At 67.5% G+C, this 18,660-nt stretch carries 21 protein-coding genes; 6 read left to right on the top strand and 15 right to left on the bottom strand.

Going from position 1 to position 18,660, the window contains the following annotated elements; genetic code table 11:
* Positions 1 to 410: 410 nt before the first annotated feature.
* The 6 genes from AB0I81_RS27065 to AB0I81_RS27040 form a co-directional block, all read right to left on the bottom strand.
* The gene (locus AB0I81_RS27065; RefSeq protein ID WP_360661780.1) at positions 411 to 2,975 is read right to left on the bottom strand and encodes a valine--tRNA ligase; all 2,565 of its coding nucleotides are present in this window, start codon (positions 2,973 to 2,975) and stop codon (positions 411 to 413) included.
* An 82-nt stretch (positions 2,976 to 3,057) separates the two neighbouring features.
* Positions 3,058 to 4,341 (bottom strand): ATP-dependent Clp protease ATP-binding subunit ClpX, encoded by a 1,284-nt coding sequence (clpX, locus tag AB0I81_RS27060; protein ID WP_237106743.1) that lies wholly within the window; start codon positions 4,339 to 4,341, stop codon positions 3,058 to 3,060.
* Positions 4,342 to 4,525: 184 nt separating this feature from the next.
* Complete coding sequence (locus AB0I81_RS27055; protein WP_360661777.1) at positions 4,526 to 5,149, bottom strand: ATP-dependent Clp protease proteolytic subunit; 624 nt, start codon at positions 5,147 to 5,149, stop codon at positions 4,526 to 4,528.
* Between the two features lie 11 nt (positions 5,150 to 5,160).
* Entirely contained in the window at positions 5,161 to 5,793 is a 633-nt protein-coding gene (locus AB0I81_RS27050; protein WP_360661774.1) for an ATP-dependent Clp protease proteolytic subunit, read from the bottom strand.
* A 466-nt stretch (positions 5,794 to 6,259) separates the two neighbouring features.
* Positions 6,260 to 7,651 (bottom strand): trigger factor, encoded by a 1,392-nt coding sequence (gene tig, locus AB0I81_RS27045; protein WP_360661771.1) that lies wholly within the window; start codon positions 7,649 to 7,651, stop codon positions 6,260 to 6,262.
* A gap of 167 nt (positions 7,652 to 7,818) precedes the next feature.
* On the bottom strand, positions 7,819 to 8,685 hold the full coding sequence (locus AB0I81_RS27040) for a helix-turn-helix transcriptional regulator (RefSeq protein WP_360661768.1): 867 nt from the start codon (positions 8,683 to 8,685) through the stop codon (positions 7,819 to 7,821).
* Positions 8,686 to 8,917: 232 nt separating this feature from the next.
* On the opposite strand from AB0I81_RS27040, the gene AB0I81_RS27035 reads away from it, so the two are divergent.
* The gene (locus AB0I81_RS27035; protein WP_360661766.1) at positions 8,918 to 9,394 is read left to right on the top strand and encodes an ATP-binding protein; all 477 of its coding nucleotides are present in this window, start codon (positions 8,918 to 8,920) and stop codon (positions 9,392 to 9,394) included.
* A gap of 22 nt (positions 9,395 to 9,416) precedes the next feature.
* Here AB0I81_RS27035 and AB0I81_RS27030 read toward each other — a convergent pair whose 3' ends face one another.
* From AB0I81_RS27030 to sigJ, 4 genes are all read right to left on the bottom strand, one after another.
* Positions 9,417 to 9,917, bottom strand: a complete 501-nt coding sequence (locus AB0I81_RS27030) for a DinB family protein (RefSeq protein WP_360661763.1) — start codon at positions 9,915 to 9,917, stop codon at positions 9,417 to 9,419.
* Positions 9,918 to 9,928: 11 nt separating this feature from the next.
* Positions 9,929 to 10,648 (bottom strand): hypothetical protein, encoded by a 720-nt coding sequence (locus tag AB0I81_RS27025; protein ID WP_360661760.1) that lies wholly within the window; start codon positions 10,646 to 10,648, stop codon positions 9,929 to 9,931.
* A 3-nt stretch (positions 10,649 to 10,651) separates the two neighbouring features.
* Positions 10,652 to 11,056, bottom strand: coding sequence for a DoxX family protein (locus AB0I81_RS27020; RefSeq protein ID WP_360661757.1), 405 nt, complete (start codon positions 11,054 to 11,056; stop codon positions 10,652 to 10,654).
* Positions 11,057 to 11,129: 73 nt separating this feature from the next.
* A complete protein-coding gene (sigJ, locus tag AB0I81_RS27015; RefSeq protein WP_360661754.1) occupies positions 11,130 to 12,044 on the bottom strand; it encodes an RNA polymerase sigma factor SigJ in 915 nt (304 codons plus the stop codon).
* 106 nt (positions 12,045 to 12,150) lie between these two features.
* On the opposite strand from sigJ, the gene AB0I81_RS27010 reads away from it, so the two are divergent.
* Positions 12,151 to 12,513 carry a hypothetical protein gene (locus AB0I81_RS27010; protein WP_360661751.1) on the top strand — a complete coding sequence of 121 codons (363 nt, stop codon included), beginning with the start codon at positions 12,151 to 12,153 and terminating at the stop codon, positions 12,511 to 12,513.
* A 1-nt stretch (position 12,514) separates the two neighbouring features.
* Here the strand turns inward: AB0I81_RS27010 and AB0I81_RS27005 are convergent, their stop codons facing one another.
* The 5 genes from AB0I81_RS27005 to AB0I81_RS26985 form a co-directional block, all read right to left on the bottom strand.
* Entirely contained in the window at positions 12,515 to 13,114 is a 600-nt protein-coding gene (locus AB0I81_RS27005; protein WP_360661748.1) for an NUDIX domain-containing protein, read from the bottom strand.
* Positions 13,115 to 13,471: 357 nt separating this feature from the next.
* Positions 13,472 to 14,179 (bottom strand): hypothetical protein, encoded by a 708-nt coding sequence (locus AB0I81_RS27000; RefSeq protein WP_360661746.1) that lies wholly within the window; start codon positions 14,177 to 14,179, stop codon positions 13,472 to 13,474.
* 267 nt (positions 14,180 to 14,446) lie between these two features.
* Positions 14,447 to 14,731: a hypothetical protein gene (locus tag AB0I81_RS26995; protein WP_360661743.1), complete on the bottom strand. Its 285-nt coding sequence runs from the start codon at positions 14,729 to 14,731 to the stop codon at positions 14,447 to 14,449.
* Between the two features lie 66 nt (positions 14,732 to 14,797).
* Positions 14,798 to 15,631 carry a protein phosphatase 2C domain-containing protein gene (locus tag AB0I81_RS26990; RefSeq protein WP_360661741.1) on the bottom strand — a complete coding sequence of 278 codons (834 nt, stop codon included), beginning with the start codon at positions 15,629 to 15,631 and terminating at the stop codon, positions 14,798 to 14,800.
* 1 nt (position 15,632) lies between these two features.
* The gene (locus tag AB0I81_RS26985; protein WP_360661739.1) at positions 15,633 to 16,478 is read right to left on the bottom strand and encodes a hypothetical protein; all 846 of its coding nucleotides are present in this window, start codon (positions 16,476 to 16,478) and stop codon (positions 15,633 to 15,635) included.
* Between the two features lie 362 nt (positions 16,479 to 16,840).
* On the opposite strand from AB0I81_RS26985, the gene AB0I81_RS26980 reads away from it, so the two are divergent.
* The 4 genes from AB0I81_RS26980 to AB0I81_RS26965 are packed head-to-tail and all read left to right on the top strand — an operon-like array spanning position 16,841 to position 18,646.
* Entirely contained in the window at positions 16,841 to 17,140 is a 300-nt protein-coding gene (locus AB0I81_RS26980; protein WP_360661736.1) for a WhiB family transcriptional regulator, read from the top strand.
* Positions 17,140 to 17,310 (top strand): hypothetical protein, encoded by a 171-nt coding sequence (locus AB0I81_RS26975; RefSeq protein ID WP_360661733.1) that lies wholly within the window; start codon positions 17,140 to 17,142, stop codon positions 17,308 to 17,310. Before AB0I81_RS26980 ends, AB0I81_RS26975 begins: the two co-directional genes overlap by 1 nt.
* Positions 17,310 to 17,711, top strand: coding sequence for an RRQRL motif-containing zinc-binding protein (locus tag AB0I81_RS26970; RefSeq protein WP_360661731.1), 402 nt, complete (start codon positions 17,310 to 17,312; stop codon positions 17,709 to 17,711). The genes AB0I81_RS26975 and AB0I81_RS26970 overlap by 1 nt, the downstream gene beginning before the upstream one ends.
* On the top strand, positions 17,708 to 18,646 hold the full coding sequence (locus AB0I81_RS26965) for a hypothetical protein (protein WP_360661728.1): 939 nt from the start codon (positions 17,708 to 17,710) through the stop codon (positions 18,644 to 18,646). Before AB0I81_RS26970 ends, AB0I81_RS26965 begins: the two co-directional genes overlap by 4 nt.
* Positions 18,647 to 18,660: the final 14 nt, after the last annotated feature.

Genomic DNA, 18,660 nt, shown 5'->3' with positions numbered 1-18,660 from the left:
TGTCAACCAAAGGAATCCGTCAAATCAATGACGGGGTTGTGCATCATGCACTGGCTTTTAACACACTGTTGAGTTCTCAAGAAACGGACGCGTACACCCGCTCAGATGATCCTTCCGGACCTCCGTGCGAGAGGCGCACATTTCGGCTCCTTCAGCGTATCAGATCCGGACGATCCTTGTCAAATCGCCCGATCCGGTAGCTTCCGGACTTGCCTCTCTTCGAGGCAACCCTGCTAACTTACTCCAACATTTGGCTCTTGTCCAACCGCGTGGCGGACGCAACCCAGAGGTTGAGGTTCGTTCACAAGGATGTCAGGGCCGATTGGCCCCGCGTTGAAAACTGTAGCAGCCTCAGAGACGTGGAAGGTCCATCTTCGGTAACGAATGGACCTTCCCCTCGCGCGTACGGCTCAAACGCCCAGACCGGCGAGCTGCGCTTCGAGCCGCGCGATGTCGGCCTCCGCCTGCTCTGCCCGGCTCCTGACCTTGCTCACCACGTTCTCCGGCGCCTTGGCCATGAACTGCTCGTTGCCCAGCTTGGCGGCCACCTGAGCGGCCTCCTTGCGCGCGACGGCCAGGTCCTTCTCCAGCCGCTTGCGTTCGGCCGCGACGTCGATGGCGCCGGCGGTGTCGATCTCGACGCTCACCGCGCCCACCGTGAACCGTGCCGTGGCGTTGAACGCCTCCGACGGCTCCGTCAGCCGCAGCAGGGACCTGATCGCCGTCTCCTGCCCCGCCAGCGGCGTGCCGCTCAGCCCGAGCCGCGCCGCCACCTTCTGGCCCGGCTTGAGCCCCTGATCGGAGCGGAAGCGGCGGACCTCGGTCACCAACTCCTGCAACGCCTCGATCTCCGCCTCGGCCGCGGCGTTCGTGTACCGGGCCTCGGCCACCGGCCATGGGCTCACGACGATCGACTCGCCGCCGGTCACGGCCCGCCACAACTCCTCGGTCACGAACGGCACCAGCGGGTGCATCAGCCGCAGCAGCGCGTCGAGCACGTGCCCGAGCACCAGCCGGGTGTGCTCCAGCCCCTCGCCGAGCTGGATCTTGGCCAGCTCCAGGTACCAGTCGCAGACCTCGTCCCACGCGAAGTGGTAGAGCAGGTCGGAGGCCTTGGCGAACTCGAACTCCTCGAAGGCCGCGTCGGCCGCCGTGATCACCGACTGCAGGCGTGACAGGATCCACCGATCGGCCGCGGTCAGCTCGGCGCCTTCGAGCGAGCCCACGGCGGCGCCGTTCATCAACGCGAACCTGGTGGCGTTCCAGATCTTGTTGCAGAAGTTGCGCGAGCCGGCCGCCCACTCCTCGCTCACCGCGACGTCGGCGCCGGGGTTGGCGCCGCGCAGCAGGGTGAAGCGGGTGGCGTCGGCGCCGAAGCGGTCGATCCAGTCGAGCGGGTCGACGACGTTGCCGAACGACTTGGACATCTTCTTGCCGTACTGGTCGCGGACCATGCCGTGCAGCGCGACGGTGCGGAACGGCGGCTCGCCATCCATCGCGTACAGGCCGAACATCATCATTCGCGCGACCCAGAAGAACAGGATGTCGTAGCCGGTGACCAGCACGGACGTCGGGTAGAAGCGGGCCAGCTCGGGTGTCTGGTCGGGCCAGCCCATGGTCGAGAACGGCCACAGGCCCGAGGAGAACCACGTGTCGAGGACGTCGGAGTCCTGCGTGTAGCCGGCGGGCGGATCCTCGTCGGGGCCCACGCACACGACCTCGCCGTCGGGGCCGTACCAGACCGGGATGCGGTGCCCCCACCAGAGCTGGCGGGAGATGCACCAGTCGTGCATGTCGTCGACCCAGTCGAAGTAGCGCTTGGCCAGCTCCGGCGGGTGGATGCGGGTGCGGCCGTCGCGGACGGCGTCGCCCGCGGCCTTGGCCAGCGGGCCGACGCTGACGAACCACTGCAGCGACAACCGCGGCTCGACCACGGTCTTGCAGCGCGAGCAGTGGCCGACCGAGTGCACGTACGGGCGCTTCTCCGCGACGATCCTGCCCTCGGCGCGCAGTGCGGCCACCACGGCGGGGCGGGCCTCGAAGCGGTCGAGCCCCTCGAACGGGCCGTGCGCGGTGATCACGCCGCGCTCGTCCATGACCGTCAGCGACGGCAGCGAGTGACGCCGGCCGATCTCGAAGTCGTTGGGGTCGTGGGCCGGGGTCACCTTGACCGCTCCCGTGCCGAACTCCGGATCGACGTGCTCGTCGCCGACCACGGGGATCATGCGGCCGGTGAGCGGCACCTCCACCATCGTGCCGATCAGGTGCGCGTAACGCTCGTCGGAGGGGTGCACGGCCACGGCGGTGTCGCCGAGCATGGTCTCGGCGCGCGTGGTGGCCACCACGATGTCGTCGGAGTAGCGGATCGAGACGAGCTCGCCGTCGTCCTCGCTGTGCTCGACCTCGATGTCGGACAGCGCGGTCAGGCAGCGCGGGCACCAGTTGATGATGCGTTCGGCGCGGTAGATCAGCTCGTCGTCGAAGAGCTTCTTGAAGATGGTCTGCACGGCCCGGGAGAGCCCCGTGTCCATGGTGAAGCGTTCACGCGACCAGTCGACGCCGTCGCCGAGCTTGCGCATCTGGCCGAGGATCCGGCCGCCGGACTCCTCCTTCCACTCCCAGACCCGCTCGACGAACGCCTCGCGCCCGAGGTCGTGGCGGGACTTGCCCTGCTTGGCCAGCTCGCGTTCGACGACGTTCTGGGTGGCGATGCCGGCGTGGTCCATGCCGGGCAGCCAGAGCGTCTCGCGCCCCTGCATGCGGGTGCGGCGCGTCAGCGCGTCCTGGATGGAGTGGTCGAGCGCGTGCCCGATGTGCAGGACGCCCGTCACGTTGGGCGGCGGGAGGACGATGCTGTACGGCTCGCGCGAGCTGCCCGGGTCGGCGCGGAAGTAGCCTTCGGATACCCAGCGCTCGTAGCTACGGGTCTCGACGTCGGCCGGTGTGTACTGAGTAGGCAGCTCTGGCGTTGTCACAGCAACCAATTCTAGGGATGCGGGCAAGCGAAACGCCCCATGGTTTCTCAACCACGGGGCGTTGGCGGTGTCGCGGGCCGGATCAGGCCGACTTCTCGCGCGGTGTGCGCTGCTGCTTGGCGGCGAGCTGGTCGCGGGGCACGAGGGTCGGAATCGCGTGCTCGATCACCGACTCGCGGGTGATGACCACCCGGGCGACGTCCTGGCGGGAGGGCACCTCGTACATGACGGACTGCAGCACCTCCTCCAGGATCGCGCGCAGTCCCCGGGCCCCGGTGCCGCGCAGGATGGCCTGGTCGGCGATGGCCTCAAGGGCGCCGTCGGTGAACTCCAGCTCCACGCCGTCGAGTTCGAGCAGCTTGCGGTACTGCTTGACCAGCGCGTTGCGCGGCTCGGTGAGGATCTGGATGAGCGCCTCGCGGTCGAGGTTGTGCACCGAGGTGATGACCGGCAGCCGGCCGACGAACTCGGGGATCATGCCGAACTTGAGCAGGTCCTCCGGCATCACGTCGGCGAAGATGTCGGCCGTGTCGACCTCTTCCTTCGACCGGATGATGGCGTTGAAGCCGATGCCCTTCTTGCCGATGCGCGACTCGATGATCTTTTCCAGACCGGCGAACGCTCCACCACAGATGAACAGCACGTTGGTGGTGTCGATCTGGATGAACTCCTGGTGCGGGTGCTTGCGGCCGCCCTGCGGAGGCACCGAGGCCGTGGTGCCCTCCAGTATCTTCAGCAGCGCCTGCTGCACGCCCTCACCGGAGACGTCGCGCGTGATCGACGGGTTCTCGCTCTTGCGGGCGATCTTGTCGACCTCGTCGATGTAGATGATGCCGGTCTCGGCCTTCTTGACGTCGTAGTCGGCGGCCTGGATGAGCTTGAGGAGGATGTTCTCCACGTCCTCGCCGACGTAGCCCGCCTCGGTCAGCGCGGTGGCGTCGGCGATGGCGAAGGGCACGTTGAGCATCTTCGCCAGGGTCTGCGCCAGCAGCGTCTTTCCCGAGCCTGTCGGCCCGAGCAGCAGAATGTTGCTCTTGGCCAGCTCAAGACCGTCGTCTCTGCCCCGGTCGCCCGACTGCACCCGCTTGTAGTGGTTGTAAACCGCCACCGAGAGTGCCTTCTTCGCCTTGTCCTGACCGATGACGTAGGCGTCGAGGAACTCGTAGATCTCCCTCGGCTTGGGCAGATTGTCCCACTTGAGCTCGGAGGACTCGGAGAGCTCCTCCTCGATGATCTCGTTGCAGAGATCGATGCACTCATCGCAGATGTAGACGCCTGGACCGGCAATGAGCTTCTTGACTTGCTTCTGACTCTTCCCGCAGAAAGAGCACTTCAGCAGGTCTCCCCCGTCGCCGATGCGTGCCACCCCAGATACTCCTTTGCGTGGGACCGCCCTGCTCCCGAGAGCAGTGTCTCCGGACATCCTCCGGACTAGGCCGAACCGCTCAGGTTTCGACGTTACCGTCTTCTGGGCCCTCAGTGAGCCCCCTAGCGGCGAGTCGCACCGGAACGTGCCCTATTGGGCAGCGCTCCGGCGCGTCACGTCCCGTCTAGGAAGCTACGGCCTGAGCTCGTTTCTTCCTGGACGGAATGATGTCGTCGATCAGACCATACGCCTTCGCCTCGTCCGCGTTGAGAATTTTGTCGCGTTCGATGTCCTTGCGGACTTCGGCGGAAGGCTTGCCCGTGTGCCGGGCCACGATGTCCTCCAGCAGCGTGCGCATGCGCAGGATCTCGCGGGCCTGAATCTCGATGTCGCTGCCCTGGCCGCCGCCCTCGGTGGACGGCTGGTGGATCAGCACCCGGGCGTTCGGCAGCGCGAAGCGCTTGCCCGGGGTGCCGCCGGCCAGCAGCACGGCCGCGGCGGACGCGGCCTGGCCGAGGCAGACGGTCTGGATCTCCGGCCGGACGAACTGCATCGTGTCGTAGATCGCCGTCATGGCCGTGAAGGAGCCGCCGGGCGAGTTGATGTAGATGCTGATGTCACGGTCGGGGTCGAGCGACTCCAGCGTCAGCAACTGCGCCATGACGTCGTTGGCCGACGCGTCGTCGATCTGCACTCCGAGGAAGATGATGCGGTCCTCGAAGAGCTTGTTGTACGGGTTCATCTCCTTCACGCCGTAAGACGTGCGCTCAACGAAGGAGGGGAGAACGTAACGGCTTTCGATGTTCATGTCAGCTCCCCCTAGGAGACCGGGCCCACGGAGGGCACCTGCCGCGCGCTGCGCACCACGTGGTCGATGAAGCCGTAGTCCTTGGCCTCCTCGGCGGTGAACCAGCGGTCACGGTCGGAGTCGGACTCGATCTGGTCCAGCGGCTGCCCCGTGTGGAAGGCGATCCGCTCGGCCAGCGTCTTCTTCACATAGAGCATCTGCTCCGCCTGGATGGCGATGTCGGCGGCGGTGCCGCCGATGCCACCGGAGGGCTGGTGCATCATGACGCGGGCGTGCGGCAGGCCGTAGCGCTTGCCCTTCGCCCCCGCGGTCAGCAGGAACTGCCCCATCGAAGCCGCCATACCCATCACAACAGTGGATACGTCGTTGGGCACGTATTCCATCATGTCGTAAATCGCCATGCCGGCACTGACCGAGCCACCTGGCGAGTTGATGTAGAGCGTGATGTCGCGCTCGGGGTCGTCTGCCGCCAGCAGCAGCAGCTCGGCGCAGATCCGGTTGGCGATCTCGTCGTTGACCTCCTGCCCGAGCACGATGATGCGCTCGCGCAGCAAGCGCTGGTAAAGCTGGTCCTCAAGCCGGAAGGACGAGCCGTTCTCACGGCCTCGCGACTCAGGCTGATAGAAGGTCGGCGGGCTGGTCACAGCGTCACCTTCCGATGCGTCGTAATCGATTGGCTTTGCTTGTGACCTTAACGCGCGCCGCCCACAGGTCATGCCCGGTCCCCCAGACTGTTCGCTGACGGCGCAGGTTCGGATGGACGCACTCCTGTGCCTATGCGGCTTCCGCGCCTCCCCCTTCGCGGCCGGGCGTGACCGTCACCGCAGGGGCTCTCCAGGCGTCGCCGACGTCCCAGAGGCTCTGAAATGGCGGGTCGGGGAGTCGCACCGGGGGTGCGGTGCCCGGAAAGACCCTGATCCGTTCGTCCCCGCAGCGGCCATCTGAGCGCCCGCAGCGCCGTAACGGCCCGGGGCATGGTCTCCTCACCGCCACAACGCCCTAACGGTCCCAGTCAGCCGTACGCGAAAACCCGTGCGCCAAAACGAGACAGCCCCCGGACCGCGGGGTCCGGGGGCTGGTCGAGGCGCGGTCAGATCGCCTGGGGGAGGCTCACGCCTCGGCCTTGTCCTCGTCGGACTTGGCCTCGGCCGGAGCCTCTTCCTCGACGACCGGCTCGTCGTTGATCTCGCTGTAGATCGCCTTGAGGTCCACCTCGTTGCCGTCGGTGTCCACGATCTTGGCGGCGTCGCCGAGCACCGACTTGGCCTTGTCGCGCACGATCTCGACCATGGCCAGCGTGAGCTGGTCGTTGTCGGCGAGGTGCTTGGCCAGCTCGTTGGGCTGGACGCCCATCTCCATGGCCCGGCGGACCACGAACTGGGTCAGCTCCTGCTCGGAGACGCCCAGCTCCTCGGACTTGACGATCTTGTCGAGCACGAACCCGACCTTGATCGCCCTGGCGGAGCTGGTGTCGAACTCGGCCATGCGCTCCTCCTCCGTCGTCTGGTACAGACGGAAGAAGGCGTCGCGGCTGAGGCCGCTCTCGGCGATCTGGTGGTCGAGGTTGTGCTTGCGGGCGTCGACCTCGGCCTTGAGCGCGCTGTCGGGCAGCGGGATGTCGATCTTCTCGAGCAGCGTGTCGAGGGCCTTCTCGCGGGCCTGCACGACCTGGTCGATGAGCTTGTTGCGGCGGGCCTGCTCGCGGATGCTGTTCTTCAGCTCGTCGAGCGTGTCGAACTCGCTGGCGAGCTGCGCGAACTCGTCGTCCAGCTCGGGCAGGACCTTCTCCTTGACCGACTTGACGTTGATGATCACGTCGGCTTCCTCGCCGGCGTTCTCGCCGCCGACCAGCTCGGTCTTGAAGCTCTTCTCCTCGCCCGCGGACATGCCCTCGAGCGCGTCGTCGAGGCCCTGCAGCACGGAGCCGGCGCCGACCTCGTAGGAGACCTCGCTGGCCTGCTGCTCCTCGATGTTGTCGCCGTCGATCTCGGCGCGCAGGTCCATGACGACGAAGTCGCCGCCGGTCGCGGCGCGCTCCACGCCGGTCAGCGTGGCGAAGCGCTGGCGCAGGCCGTCGAGCTGGCCGTCCACGTCCTCGTCGGAGACCTCGGCGGAGTCGACCGTGACCTCGGCGCCCTGGTAGTCGGGGACCTCGAAGTTGGGCCGGATGTCGACCTCGGCGGTGAACTCGATCTGCTCACCGTCGTCGATCTTCGTGACCTCGATGTCAGGCTGGCTGACCGGGAACACGTCGGCCTCGTCGACGGCCTGCCCGTACAACTTCGGCACCGCGTCGTTGAGGGTCTCCTCCAGCACGACCGCCCGGCCGAAGCGCTGTTCGATGATGCGGGCCGGAACCTTGCCAGGCCGGAACCCGGGGACGCGCACCTGCTGCGCGACCTTCTTGTACGCCGCATCCATGCTCGGGCGCAGCTCGTCGAACGGCACCTCGACAGTGAGCTTGACCCGGGTCGGGCTGAGCTCCTCGACAGCGGTCTTCACGGGAATGGTCTCCTTGATCAAGCTACGAGTGATCGCGGGCACGTCCTTGGATTACGGCTCACGCGCCGCGCCCACATGTGCGGCGTTGGGCATGCTCCGCCACGGCGGCGTCCAACGCCGATGGCCAGTCTAGGGCAGATGCACACCCAACCACGACGCCACCGCGGTCAGAACTCGTCCGCGATCGCCCTAAGCAGCTCGATCGTCTCGTCCGGGGTGGTGCTGACGGCGCACAGGCGTTCCATCACCTCGGTGTAGCGGTCCACGTCCTCGCGCTTGTCCAGGTAGAGCGCGCTGGCCAGCTGCTCCACGTACACCACGTCGGGCAGATCGCTGTCGGGGAAGCGCAGGACGCTGAACGCGCCGCCCTCCGCGCTGTGCCCGCCGAAGCTGAACGGCATGACCTGGATCGTGATGTTCGTCTGGCGCATCAGGTCGATGAGGTGCTCCAGTTGCGCCCGCATCACCTCGGCCCCGCCGATCGGCCGCCGGAGCGCGGCCTCGTCGATCACCGCCCAGAAGACCGGCCCGTCCTGTCTGTCGAACATCCGCTGGCGCTCCAGCCGGAGATCCACCCTCCTGGCGATCTCCTCCGCCCCGATGCCCGCCGAACCGGCGGTCACCACGGCCCTCGCGTACTCCTTGGTCTGCAACAGTCCAGGCACGAACTGGACCTCGTAGGTCCTGATCCTGGCCGCGGCCTCTTCGAGGCCCACGAACGCCTGGAACCACGTCGGCAGGACATCGTTGAACCTGTGCCACCAGCCAGGCTCGTTGGCGGTGGCGACCAGGTCGAGCACCGCGGAGCGAGCCTGCTGATCCACGACCCCGTACAGGGTCAACAGGTCCGCGACATCGCGTTCTTTGAACCCCACTCGGCCGAGTTCCATCCGGCTGATCTTGGATTCCGAACCCCTGATGAGGTTTCCGGCCTCCTCACGAGTGACGTTTCTCGCTTCCCTGAGCTTGCGCAGCTGGGAGCCCAGGAGGATGCGCAGCGCCGTCGGCCCGGAACCCGGCTGGTTCTGCGTCACTTTGCCTCCTATCAAGGTCCGCACACACAGTGACACCACATTGCCGGGTATGACAAGGTCTCAACCTCGTGTCCGATTAGGATATCTATGCCCCAAACGTCGCTTGCTGCTGCACAATGCAGCTGCACGTGCATTTGGGTCTTGCAGGTGCAGCGTTCGTGACCCATGATGGCTTAGTGCATATTGGGCCAAACATGCACTAACCAAGGCTTAACGGGGAGGGATAGGCAGCATGGTGGAGGACCCTCTGGCCACTGCCGACTGCCTGCAGATCACCCGCGAGGTGGGCTTCGACCACCTGCTCATGGGCGGCAAGCCGTACACGACCTCGTGTCCGTTGCCTTTTCAGGCCGACTCGGTGAAGACCGCCCGGGACGTGACCCGCTCGACGCTGCGCGACTGGGGGCTGCACGACCTGAGTGACGACGCCGCTCTGGTGGTGTCGGAGCTGGTGACGAACGCGGTCAGGTACGCGATGTACGCGGCGGGCCGTCGCGAGATCGAGCTGCTGCTCATGCGGGTCGAGCCCCATGTGCTGCTCGCGGTGGCCGATCCCAGCGACAAGGTGCCCACGCCCAAGGAGCCCGACTTCATCTCGGAGAACGGCCGCGGGCTCTACATCGTCGAGACCTACAGCCAGTGCTGGGGCTGGGACCCGCTGACCCGCGGCGGCAAGGCCGTCTGGGCGCTGTTCCGCGCCGACGACTGAACGCCCGGGCCCCGCCTGGGCGTCATTCACCCGTCACGCCGTCGATCCGCTCGCGCAGCAGGTCGGCATGGCCGTTGTGGCGGGCGTACTCCTCGATCATGTGGATGAGGATCCAGCGGTGCGAGCAGTCCTGGCCGTTGCGGTCGCCCACGGCGTCCAGCGGGCGGGCGGCCGAGATGGCGCGGGCGTGCCCGATCTCCTCCTGCCACGTGTCGAACGCCTCCTTGGCCGAGGCGTCGTCCACCTCGTTGAAGTCGGCGTCGTTGTCGCGGTCCTTGTCCCAGAGCTTGGGCAGGTCCTGGCCGTCCAGCACGCGCCTGAACCAGGCGCGCTCGACGTGCGCCATGTGCCTGACCAGGCCCAGCAGGGACAGGGACGAGGGCGGCGCGGAGCGCAGGCGCAGTTGCTCCTCCGTCAGGCCGGCAACCTTGACCGCCAGGGTCGCGCGGTGCCATTCGAGCCAGTTGTTCAGCTGGGTCCGCTCGTCGCCGGTGTAGGGCGGGGGGACACGAGTGTCTGTCACGAACGCCGACCTTATCCCGACCTGAACCGGCTCTCGGACTGAAGTACCGCGTAGGCCGCCTCGCGCACGGTGTCGTCCCTGACGTTGTCCACGAAGTCCTCGGGGGTGTTGCCGCACAGGTGGCGCAGGGCGGGCGAATCGTCCAGGAGAGACTGGATCAGCGTCCTCTGGGGTGTCAGGCGGCGACCCTGACCGTCCGGGCCCGCGAGGCAGCCGTGCCTGCCCTCGTACACGAAAGGGGGTGGCAGGCTCGTGCCGGACTCCAGGGTGACCGGATCGGCCAGCGGGCGGCGGCGGTAGTTGGGCTCTGTGAGGTCGAGCGCGCCGAGTTGGTGCTCGTCGAGCCAGAGCACGAACAGCCTGGAGCTCTCGCCGGGCGTCTCGATCGGCGCGGCCGGCACGTAACCCCACTTGCTGACGTGGGCGGAGACGCCCGGGGCGATGCCGCGTACCTCGGCGAGGGTCATGGGGACGATCGGGCGTACCCGATGATTGAGGAATTTACGCCGCAACTGGCTAGGGGCGGCGTTGGAGCCGACTGCGACGACGCGGTGGCGCGCGTCCAGGGGCGCGCAGCCCTCGGCCGCCAGCACCGCCGCGAACGCCTGACCGTCACTCATCGGTACGTACGCGTCATCCACCAGCATGCCCGAGCCGGGCGGGACGCGTCCGGGATAGGTGAGCGGGCAGGTCATCGGATCGTCGGCGAACAGGTCCACGGACCCCAGCATCGCTCACCGCCCCGCGACCGCCGCCCAAAGACGCGCCACGTCCTGCCTGCGCCCCCACGCGATCACGGCGGAGAGCAGGAGCGCGACCAGCGGCAGCACGATCCAGCCGCCGGACACGAACGCCTCGATCAGCACCGCGCCCGCCATCAGCCCGACGAACGCGAGCGCGGCGGCCCCGGCCAGGCGCGGCACCAGCAGCGCCACCGCGCCCGCCACCTCCAGCACCCCGATCAGGTGGCGGAACCAGTCGCCCAGCCCGATCGCCTCGAACGTGGAGGCGGACGGCTCGGCTCCGGTGAACTTCGCCACGGCCGACATGAGGAAGAAGCCCGCGACGGCGATCTGCAGGATCCACAGGGCGATGCCCGCCGCGCGGCTGCCGATGGTCCTGGGTGGTGCGGTGGTCACGGTTGCTGCCTCCCCGGTCGCTGCTCTTGGCTGCTTCCGACGCTAGGGAGGCCGCTCGGCGGGAACAATCGGCCTAGGTGTCCGACGGGGGTGTAGGTAGGTACACCGTCCGGTCGTTTCGCGCCCACGGGCGCAACTTGTCCGGGTTGCGGACCACCCAGATCCGGGTGACGCGGCCATCGGCGACCTCGAACGAGGCCACGGTCCCGACGACGCCGGCCTGCCGGGCCACCAGCCCCGGCGCGCCGTTGACCGACCGCTCCAGGAGTTCCAGCCCCGGAACCTTGTCGGCAATGGCGACCATGTACCGGGCGATGCGGGCGCCGCCCTCGATCGGGTGCAGGACGGTGCCGGCCGTGCCGCCGCCGTCGGCGGTCATCACGGCGGCCGGGTCGAGGAGGTCGACGAGGGCCGCGATGTCCTTGGCCTCCCATGCTTGTTTTACCCGCCGTACCGCGTCGGCCTGCCCGGCCGCCGGATCCGGCGTGCGTGCGGCGGCGTGCACCCGCCGCCGGGCCGAGGACGCGAGTTGCTTGCAGGCCGCGGACGTCCGGCCGAGTAGGCCGGCGATCTCGGCGAAGGAGTAACGGAAGACGTCGTGCAGGACGAACGCCACCCGTTCGGCGGGCGTCATCGACTCCAGGACGACGAGGAAGGCCATGCCCACCGATTCGTCCAGAACCATCTGGTCGGCAGGGTCGGCGGCGTGGCCCCATTCGGCGTGGTCGGGCAGCGGCTCGGGCAGCCAGGCGCCGACATAGCGTTCGCGCCGGGCCCGCGCCGAGCCGAGCACGTCCAGGCAGATGCGGCCGGTCACCGTCGTCAGCCAGGCCCCGGGGGACACGACCTCGTCACGCCTGGCGGGCGGCAGCGCGTACCAGCGCGCGTAAGCCTCCTGTACGGCGTCCTCCGCCTCGGCCAGCGAACCGAGCAACCGGTAGGCGACATTGATCAGTTGACGCCGCTCCCCGGCGATCTCATCAGCCATCCCCACGCTCATGGCCGCCCCCGCCTTACCTTTCGCAGGCCCGCGTAGTCGAACTGCTTGAGACCTTATCGACCTACTGCCCCCGGGCGGAAAAGGGGACCGTGGCATGGCCACCCAGGCGACGGCACAGCGCCGCTTTACGTTCCTGCAGATCGCGATCGCCCTGCAGACGCTGACCATCTTCCTTCAGGCGGTCTCCGCCGGACTGCTGCTGACCACGTCCTACGGAGAGTTGCTGCACAGTGCCGGAGCCCGCGTGATGTACGGGGCCTCGGTGCTGTACGTGCTCGCGGCGGTGCTGGCGTGGAAGCCGGGCGGCGGCTCGCCCCGGCCCATCTGGCAGGCGTCCGGCTTCCTGGTCCTCGCCTCGATCCAGGTCGCGCTCGGCATCGCGCACGTGCCGTCTGTCCATCTCCCTCTGGGCGTCCTGATGTTCGGCCTGAGCGTGCTGGCGCTGGCGCGACGCTGAGCTACGCGGGGGCCAGGGCGGCCATCAGCTTGCCGGTGAAGCGGTGCATGTGGGGGTCGAGGGTGTCCTCCGGCTCGGCGAGTACCTGGTGCAGCGGCAGCCACCTGATCGCTTCGAACTCGTCCTCGTCGAAGGAGGTGATCTCGCCCACCGCCGACCGCAGGACGTACCACAACGACACATCGGTGTGCCGTCCCTGGCCGCGCGTCTGGGTGACGGTCAGAAAGAACGGCTTCCTGCCGGAGACCTCCGAGGGGACGGCCGGGATGCGCAACTCCTCGGCGCACTCGCGTACGACGGCGTCCCACGGATCCTCCATCGGCTCGACATGACCACCGCTCGGCAACCACAACCCTGCCGCGCGGTGGCCGACCAGCAGAACCTCCCTGCTGGTCTCGTCGAATGCCACGAAATAGCTGACCAGATGCATGTCCGGAACGTCAGGCTTCCGCACCCGGTAGAGCTGGGCTCCGCTCGCGATCCACTCCGCCGCCGTGGCGAGGTGCGCGCGCTCCCGCTCGTCCCAGGGCTCGATGCCCTCCAGCAACTCGATCAGCCCACTGCGAAGGTCTGAAGCGTCCATGGCGATCACGGCCCTCATGATGCCAGGGGACTTCTCGGCCGGCCCCCTGGTTCCATCCGGCGAAACGGGATCAGACGGTCAGCCCGATCGCCTTGACGTGGACGAGGACCTCGGTCGGCAGGGGCCGGGGCTCGGGCGCGTTCACGATCGTGAGCACCTCGCGCAACGTCAGAGACAAGCAGAGGCCCCCTCCCGATCCGGGAGGGGGCCTCTGCTGGCTGGTCGGGGCGACAGGATTTGAACCTGCGACTTCTTGCTCCCAAACCACCTCGAACACCCGTTCCTTTAGGGCTGAAGACCAGGTCAACGGGCTGGCGACGTCCGCTGATGTACGCCTGCGTTCGAGATCATTCACCGCGATTGTCAAGCAGAACGTCAAGCAGGCGGATGACCGCTATCAGGGCTGTTTGGAGCTTCGCCCGCCGATTCAGCCCGCGCTTCGCCCGGGAGAGGCGCTGCAACATGTTTCAGCAGCTCTCCCAGGCTCACCGAGCGTGGACGACGCTCCGGGTCACCCCATCTACGCGTTATGCAGGTGTGTTCTCGCGCCAGCCACTGCTCATCCATAGGCGCGCCCATGATGGCCTCCGCTGTCATCAGCGATGCCGTGCCGTAGTTGGTCTGCCACCCCTCCAACCCGCCGGGTGTGGTGCTCATCCAGCGCTCCACCGTCTCCTGGTCGGGCGTGGCGTCGTCCTCCCACACAATGCCGTCGAAGCTCACTACAACACGCCCCTTCTCCCTGTACGTGACGAAGGGCGGGCCGAAGTCGCTCCAGCCGACGTCCAGGCACGCACCTGCCTGAGAGAGGCGGTCCTGCGCGCCGCTCCCCAAGAAGGGCAGCCCCGGTTCCAAGAGGACGACCCCATGCCCGAGCGCACCTGCCAAGAGGACCGACATCCCCTCCTGCATATCAAGATGGGCGGCCTCATCAGCCTCGCTAAATGTGGCAGCCGTCGGCGGGTTCCAGTCTCCGCTATCGGGAGCGAGGACGTCGTCCAGGGTTGCAAGGGTTGTACCTGTACACCAGGTGATCCAGGTGGTGTTCCCTAAGGCGTCTGCCACCCGTTCGTAATCGGTCACGGCGCGATCTTGCCGTGCACTACCAGGGACATCAAGAGCTGCACTCGTTGAGGGACAGCTGGGACACCCCTCATCTCCCTGTGTCCCACATGATCTCCTGCGTTTATGCAGGTCAACAAGAGTTGTGGGACAGCAGGGACAGCTGGGACACCCCTGCGACCGGTCTCCTTGCTGACTGCCAGTGCCCCTTACGCCACCGTCATGAGGAAGCACATCGTTGTTGCCCGCAGCAACGCCTGGCGCCTTCCGATTAGCGCGTTGCTGGGTTCAACCCGCCTCCCCGTTGACGTAGGTCCATCCCAGGAGGGATGTGTACACCACCGTCATGAGGGGCGCCGCCGTCCGGCCTGCGATCGAGACCCGAAGGTCCTTCGTCCGCTCATCACGCACCACCTTGCCCTTCTTATCTCGCGCCTGCTCGTGCTTGAGGTTGTACGAGATGTGAGGGAGAAGCATGCAGATCAGCAACACAAAGACATCGATCATCAACGCGGGAGTCGAGTTCAACCCAGCATCGCTACGAGCAACATAACGCCGTACGGCCTCGTTCATCGAATGGATGCGAGCCTTGCTGCGTTCATGTGCCTGGTCCGGCTACACCGCCTGCACCGGCCCGTCCTAGCTAATCGACGTGCCCAGCTCTCGACAGAGCGCAATCGTGGCATCGTCGCTCACCTTGTACCGGGGCCAGCGCTTCTTGTTTGTGTCTGCTTGCTCGGCTTCCCGCACCCGACGCAGCCATGCTCCCGGCCCGTCGACCGCGAGCATTCGCAGGGCATGGTTCCAGTCCATCAGCGCGTACACGTCCACGAGGCAGGAGGCACCATCGGTCATGACCGCGATGGAACGGACCTCGCAGAGGGGAACGGAGCCGACCACGGCATGCTCGGCCGCTTCCGGCACGGCTCCGGCCAGCCAGTAGCCGCCCTCGACGTTGCGGAGCTTGCGCTGAGTGGTGATGAGCTTTTCCAGGCGCTGTTTCTGTTCCTCGCTCCCCGCCACCGCCTTCTTGGCCGCAGAGGAGAGTTCCCCGACCAGGGCATCCACTCGCTTGTCCGAGATGACCTCGACGCCGGTCTTGGTCTCGATGGCGATCGTGGCATCCGAGAGCACCAGGTAGTCCAGCCGGTCACCGAAAGGCCGCGCGATGGCCACGGTCGCCGAGGGGGTGCCGTCGGAGGTCAGGTCGCACGTGTCCGCGTGGCTCGCAGCTACAGATCGCAGTGCCTCGAACAGCACTGCCCGCAGGTCCTTGCCCGGCTCTTTGGACGCCGCTGCGACGACCTGTGCAGCCAGCGCGTTGGCGTACCACGGGGTGCCGTGCATGCACCCCGTGGCCAGCCGCGATGTGCTTACCCCGTCGATGACCACCAGGACATCCGCTGTGGCCGCTACTGCATCCTCGTTGGGGTTCTGGTCCGATCCAGGCAGCAAGGCGAAAGAGACGTCCATGTCACGCCCCTGGCGCCAGGTGATAGTCGGAAGCGGGCCTGGTCGCCGTGATCTCCCGACCTGTGGTGTTCGGGTCGAAGTCGCATTCGATGATCGCCGAGAACCGCTTGCCCTTGAGCTGCTTGTACACGTCGGCCAGGTTGTGCTCCAGGAAGTGCGCGATGCCTGCTTCGCCGACCGCGTGGATACCGGCCCCGTACAGGAAGGTGCCCTTCCCGTCGGGCCGCCGGAGGCGGGCCAGATACGCGTAGTCCCGTGGCTCTCCTGCATCCATCGGTGAGCGGAATACTCGGCCGGTCCGCTGGTCGATGAGGTGCCAGCCCTGCTCGTCTTTGGCGAAGGAGATCGCCTCGTCCGACTCGATGACCTCGCGCACGTTCGGGAAGTGGCGCGGGCCGCACATGACGAACAGGTTGTCGCGGTTGAGCCTCACGAAACCCCCGCTTGCCTCCACCTCATAGGTGGCGTCCAGGCCTAGGGTCCTGGCGAGTTGGCGTAGCCGCTCGAAGGCGATCAGGTCGTCGTGAGACACCACCGGTTGCGGGTCCGGCCGACCGAGTTCGAGCTTGCCGGCCATTACGACTGTGAGTGTGTCCGTGCCGAGGAACGCGCGCTCCGGTGCTGGTCCTGACTTCAGCAACTGGCCGACACGCTGACGGGTCATCCCGAGCGCTTCACCGATCTGTGTGTTGTTCATGCCGCTGTCCACGAGCGCTTGCAGCGCCTCGCGCCGCACTCTGGCCAGCTCTTCCCCGCCTTTCTGGAACTCGTCGTGGACTCGCCCGGCCTCCTTGGCTCGGTCGAGCGGCTCTTCGATGCTCAGCACTTTGAGCACGTCTGGATGCATTTGCCCCTCCATCGCTACCGGGACTTAACAGTAACAGGAAAGGGGGGCTTGACAACTGCGGACCGTAGCAGTCAATGTACTGACTGTAAGCGCAAGTCCCCCTTTCGGAGCTGCCGAAGGGGACGCTTTCGCTTACGACGCACAGCCGGAAGACCTGGGAAGGCGCCGACTCTGGCGCACGCCGACGGGCTGAGCACTCGCCGCTAAGAGAACTGAATCCGGGCTCCCGCCTCCCACCGAAAAGGCGGCTTTACCACCGATCGCCACAGCGGTCACCTTCGACGCCGGGACGGCCCTCATCCGCCAAGACACGAGCCGCCCCGGCCCACCTCAAGAGAGGCCTTCTCATCATGCTCCACCAAGTGCAGTGCTCTGAGGACGCGGACCTGTACGCGTCCCCCACACTGACCAAGCTGCTCGACGCCGTCCTGGCCGCCGGTCCCGCCTGCGGCCCTGACACCGCTCACCTGTTCACCAGCACCGACAACGAGACCTCCGACCAGCGCCAGGAACGGGAACAGCGAGCCATCGCCATCTGCCACACCTGCCCGGCTCTCGGAGCCTGCGTGATGTACGCGCTCGCGCTCGACCCGGGAGAGGGCGTCTGGGCCGGTCTCAGCCTGGACGACCAGCACCTCAGCGACGACCAGGCGGTGGCATAATGACGCGCTTCCGCTGCCTGGACTGCGGCCAGCGCTCGGCCAGCGTCATCGGCTGCCGCCGCTGCGGCACCTCGACCGGCCGCCGCACCCAGCTCTGCCCCGTCCACGGCGCATCCTGCGCCCCCGGCTGCCGGTCCTGCCGCCTCCGCTCCCGCTGCGAGGAGCGCTGATGTCCCGCATCCGCGCCGCCTTCTGGGACCCCACCGCCAGCCGCCACAGCATCCCCACCTACCCGTGGCGGATGGCCCCGCCGCACCTGCTCACCCTGCGCCAGCTCACCGCCGAAGGGCTCCGGCCCGGCGGCCAGGGAGTCCAAGCACAGATCCTCTGGCGCTCCCGCCGGCACGGCGCACCCGGCGTCCGCGCCGCCTACCTCTACGACATCCGCCTCGCACTGCCCAAGCGCCCCATGACACCAGCCAAGTGGACGGCCCTGGCCAAGGCCAACGCCGCCCGCCGCCGCTGCCCGGACTGCGGCCTGGACGCCGGGTTCGTCATCTCTCGCTACGCCGACACCTGCACCACCTGCCACTACCAGCGCGCCGACGCGCGGACGGAGACAGCCGCATGAGCCACATCGCCCAGCCTGACCAACCCTTCGAGCCAACTCCGGAGGAGATGGCCAGCGCCCTGGCCGACCTCGAACACCTCGCCAACCACAAGCCCGCCGCAGGCGCTGTGCCGCCCCGGCCGGTGGCCAGCGGGGAGACCAAGCGCGTGCGCAAGCTGCGCGCCGAGGTGGCCGAAGCCCACCTTCTCACCGGCCTGCAAGACGACGACGCGCCGCTGCTGCTGGACACGGCCAAGGTGCGCAAGCGCCGCAAGGCCGCCCAGGAAGCCGCCCGGCTGCACACCCTGGCCCAAGACCCCGAGATGCGCGCCTGGCAGGCCGCCCGCATGCGCCGCCTCCTGGTGGTCGCCGCGCTCATCTCGCTCACCCTGGCGCTGGCCTGGTCCACCGCCGGGGTCCAGCACTTCGCCGCCGACAGCGCGCCGCCCTGGTCTCCGGCCTGGGTGTTCGCCTGGCTGGTCGAGCCGTTCCTGTCGCTGGCCCTGCTGGTCGTGGTCGGCGCCCGCGCCTACCTCGGCACCCGAGGCCAGCCGCTCAACGACCGCAAACTCGTCCGGATCGAAGGGCTGTTCCTGGGCCTGACGCTCGCCATGAACGCCTGGCCCTACCTGCCGCTGGTAGCCGCCGACTTCTCCCTGTCCCGGCTGGTCCTGCACGTCCTGGGGCCGATCGTGGCAGTCGCCGTCGTCACCGCCCTGCCGATCATCCTGGCCGCGTTCGTCAGCCTCGCACACGGCCCTACCAGTACCCCTACCACCCCGTCGTACAGGGCAAATGCAGCCAACCTCCACAAACTCACCGATCAAGCCCGCCGCCTGATCGCAGCCGGTGAACTGTCGGCCGACTCCGGCGCGGACAAGTTCCGCCGCGCCCTCGGCTGCGGCATGGACACCGCCCGCGCCGTCCGCGACACCCTGCGCAACGACCCGACCTGACCGAAAGGAGGGAT

Source organism: Nonomuraea sp. NPDC050404, assembly GCF_040655495.1.
Taxonomy (GTDB): domain Bacteria; phylum Actinomycetota; class Actinomycetes; order Streptosporangiales; family Streptosporangiaceae; genus Nonomuraea.
This window is presented reverse-complemented; position numbering and strand designations above follow the sequence as displayed.

Excerpts from the sequence above, each read along its gene's own strand:
- AB0I81_RS27005 (WP_360661748.1), bottom strand. The coding sequence starts at position 13,114 with ATGAGGGCCGTGATCGCCATGGACGCTTCAGACCTTCGCAGTGGGCTG.
- AB0I81_RS26990 (WP_360661741.1), bottom strand. The coding sequence starts at position 15,631 with ATGGACGTCTCTTTCGCCTTGCTGCCTGGATCGGACCAGAACCCCAAC.
- AB0I81_RS26995 (WP_360661743.1), bottom strand. The coding sequence starts at position 14,731 with ATGAACGAGGCCGTACGGCGTTATGTTGCTCGTAGCGATGCTGGGTTG.
- AB0I81_RS27010 (WP_360661751.1), top strand. The coding sequence starts at position 12,151 with ATGGCCACCCAGGCGACGGCACAGCGCCGCTTTACGTTCCTGCAGATC.
- AB0I81_RS26975 (WP_360661733.1), top strand. The coding sequence starts at position 17,140 with ATGACGCGCTTCCGCTGCCTGGACTGCGGCCAGCGCTCGGCCAGCGTC.
- AB0I81_RS27035 (WP_360661766.1), top strand. The coding sequence starts at position 8,918 with ATGGTGGAGGACCCTCTGGCCACTGCCGACTGCCTGCAGATCACCCGC.
- AB0I81_RS26985 (WP_360661739.1), bottom strand. The coding sequence starts at position 16,478 with ATGCATCCAGACGTGCTCAAAGTGCTGAGCATCGAAGAGCCGCTCGAC.
- AB0I81_RS26965 (WP_360661728.1), top strand. The coding sequence starts at position 17,708 with ATGAGCCACATCGCCCAGCCTGACCAACCCTTCGAGCCAACTCCGGAG.
- AB0I81_RS27055 (WP_360661777.1), bottom strand. The coding sequence starts at position 5,149 with ATGAACATCGAAAGCCGTTACGTTCTCCCCTCCTTCGTTGAGCGCACG.
- AB0I81_RS26970 (WP_360661731.1), top strand. The coding sequence starts at position 17,310 with ATGTCCCGCATCCGCGCCGCCTTCTGGGACCCCACCGCCAGCCGCCAC.
- AB0I81_RS27025 (WP_360661760.1), bottom strand. The coding sequence starts at position 10,648 with ATGCTGGGGTCCGTGGACCTGTTCGCCGACGATCCGATGACCTGCCCG.
- sigJ (WP_360661754.1), bottom strand. The coding sequence starts at position 12,044 with ATGGCTGATGAGATCGCCGGGGAGCGGCGTCAACTGATCAATGTCGCC.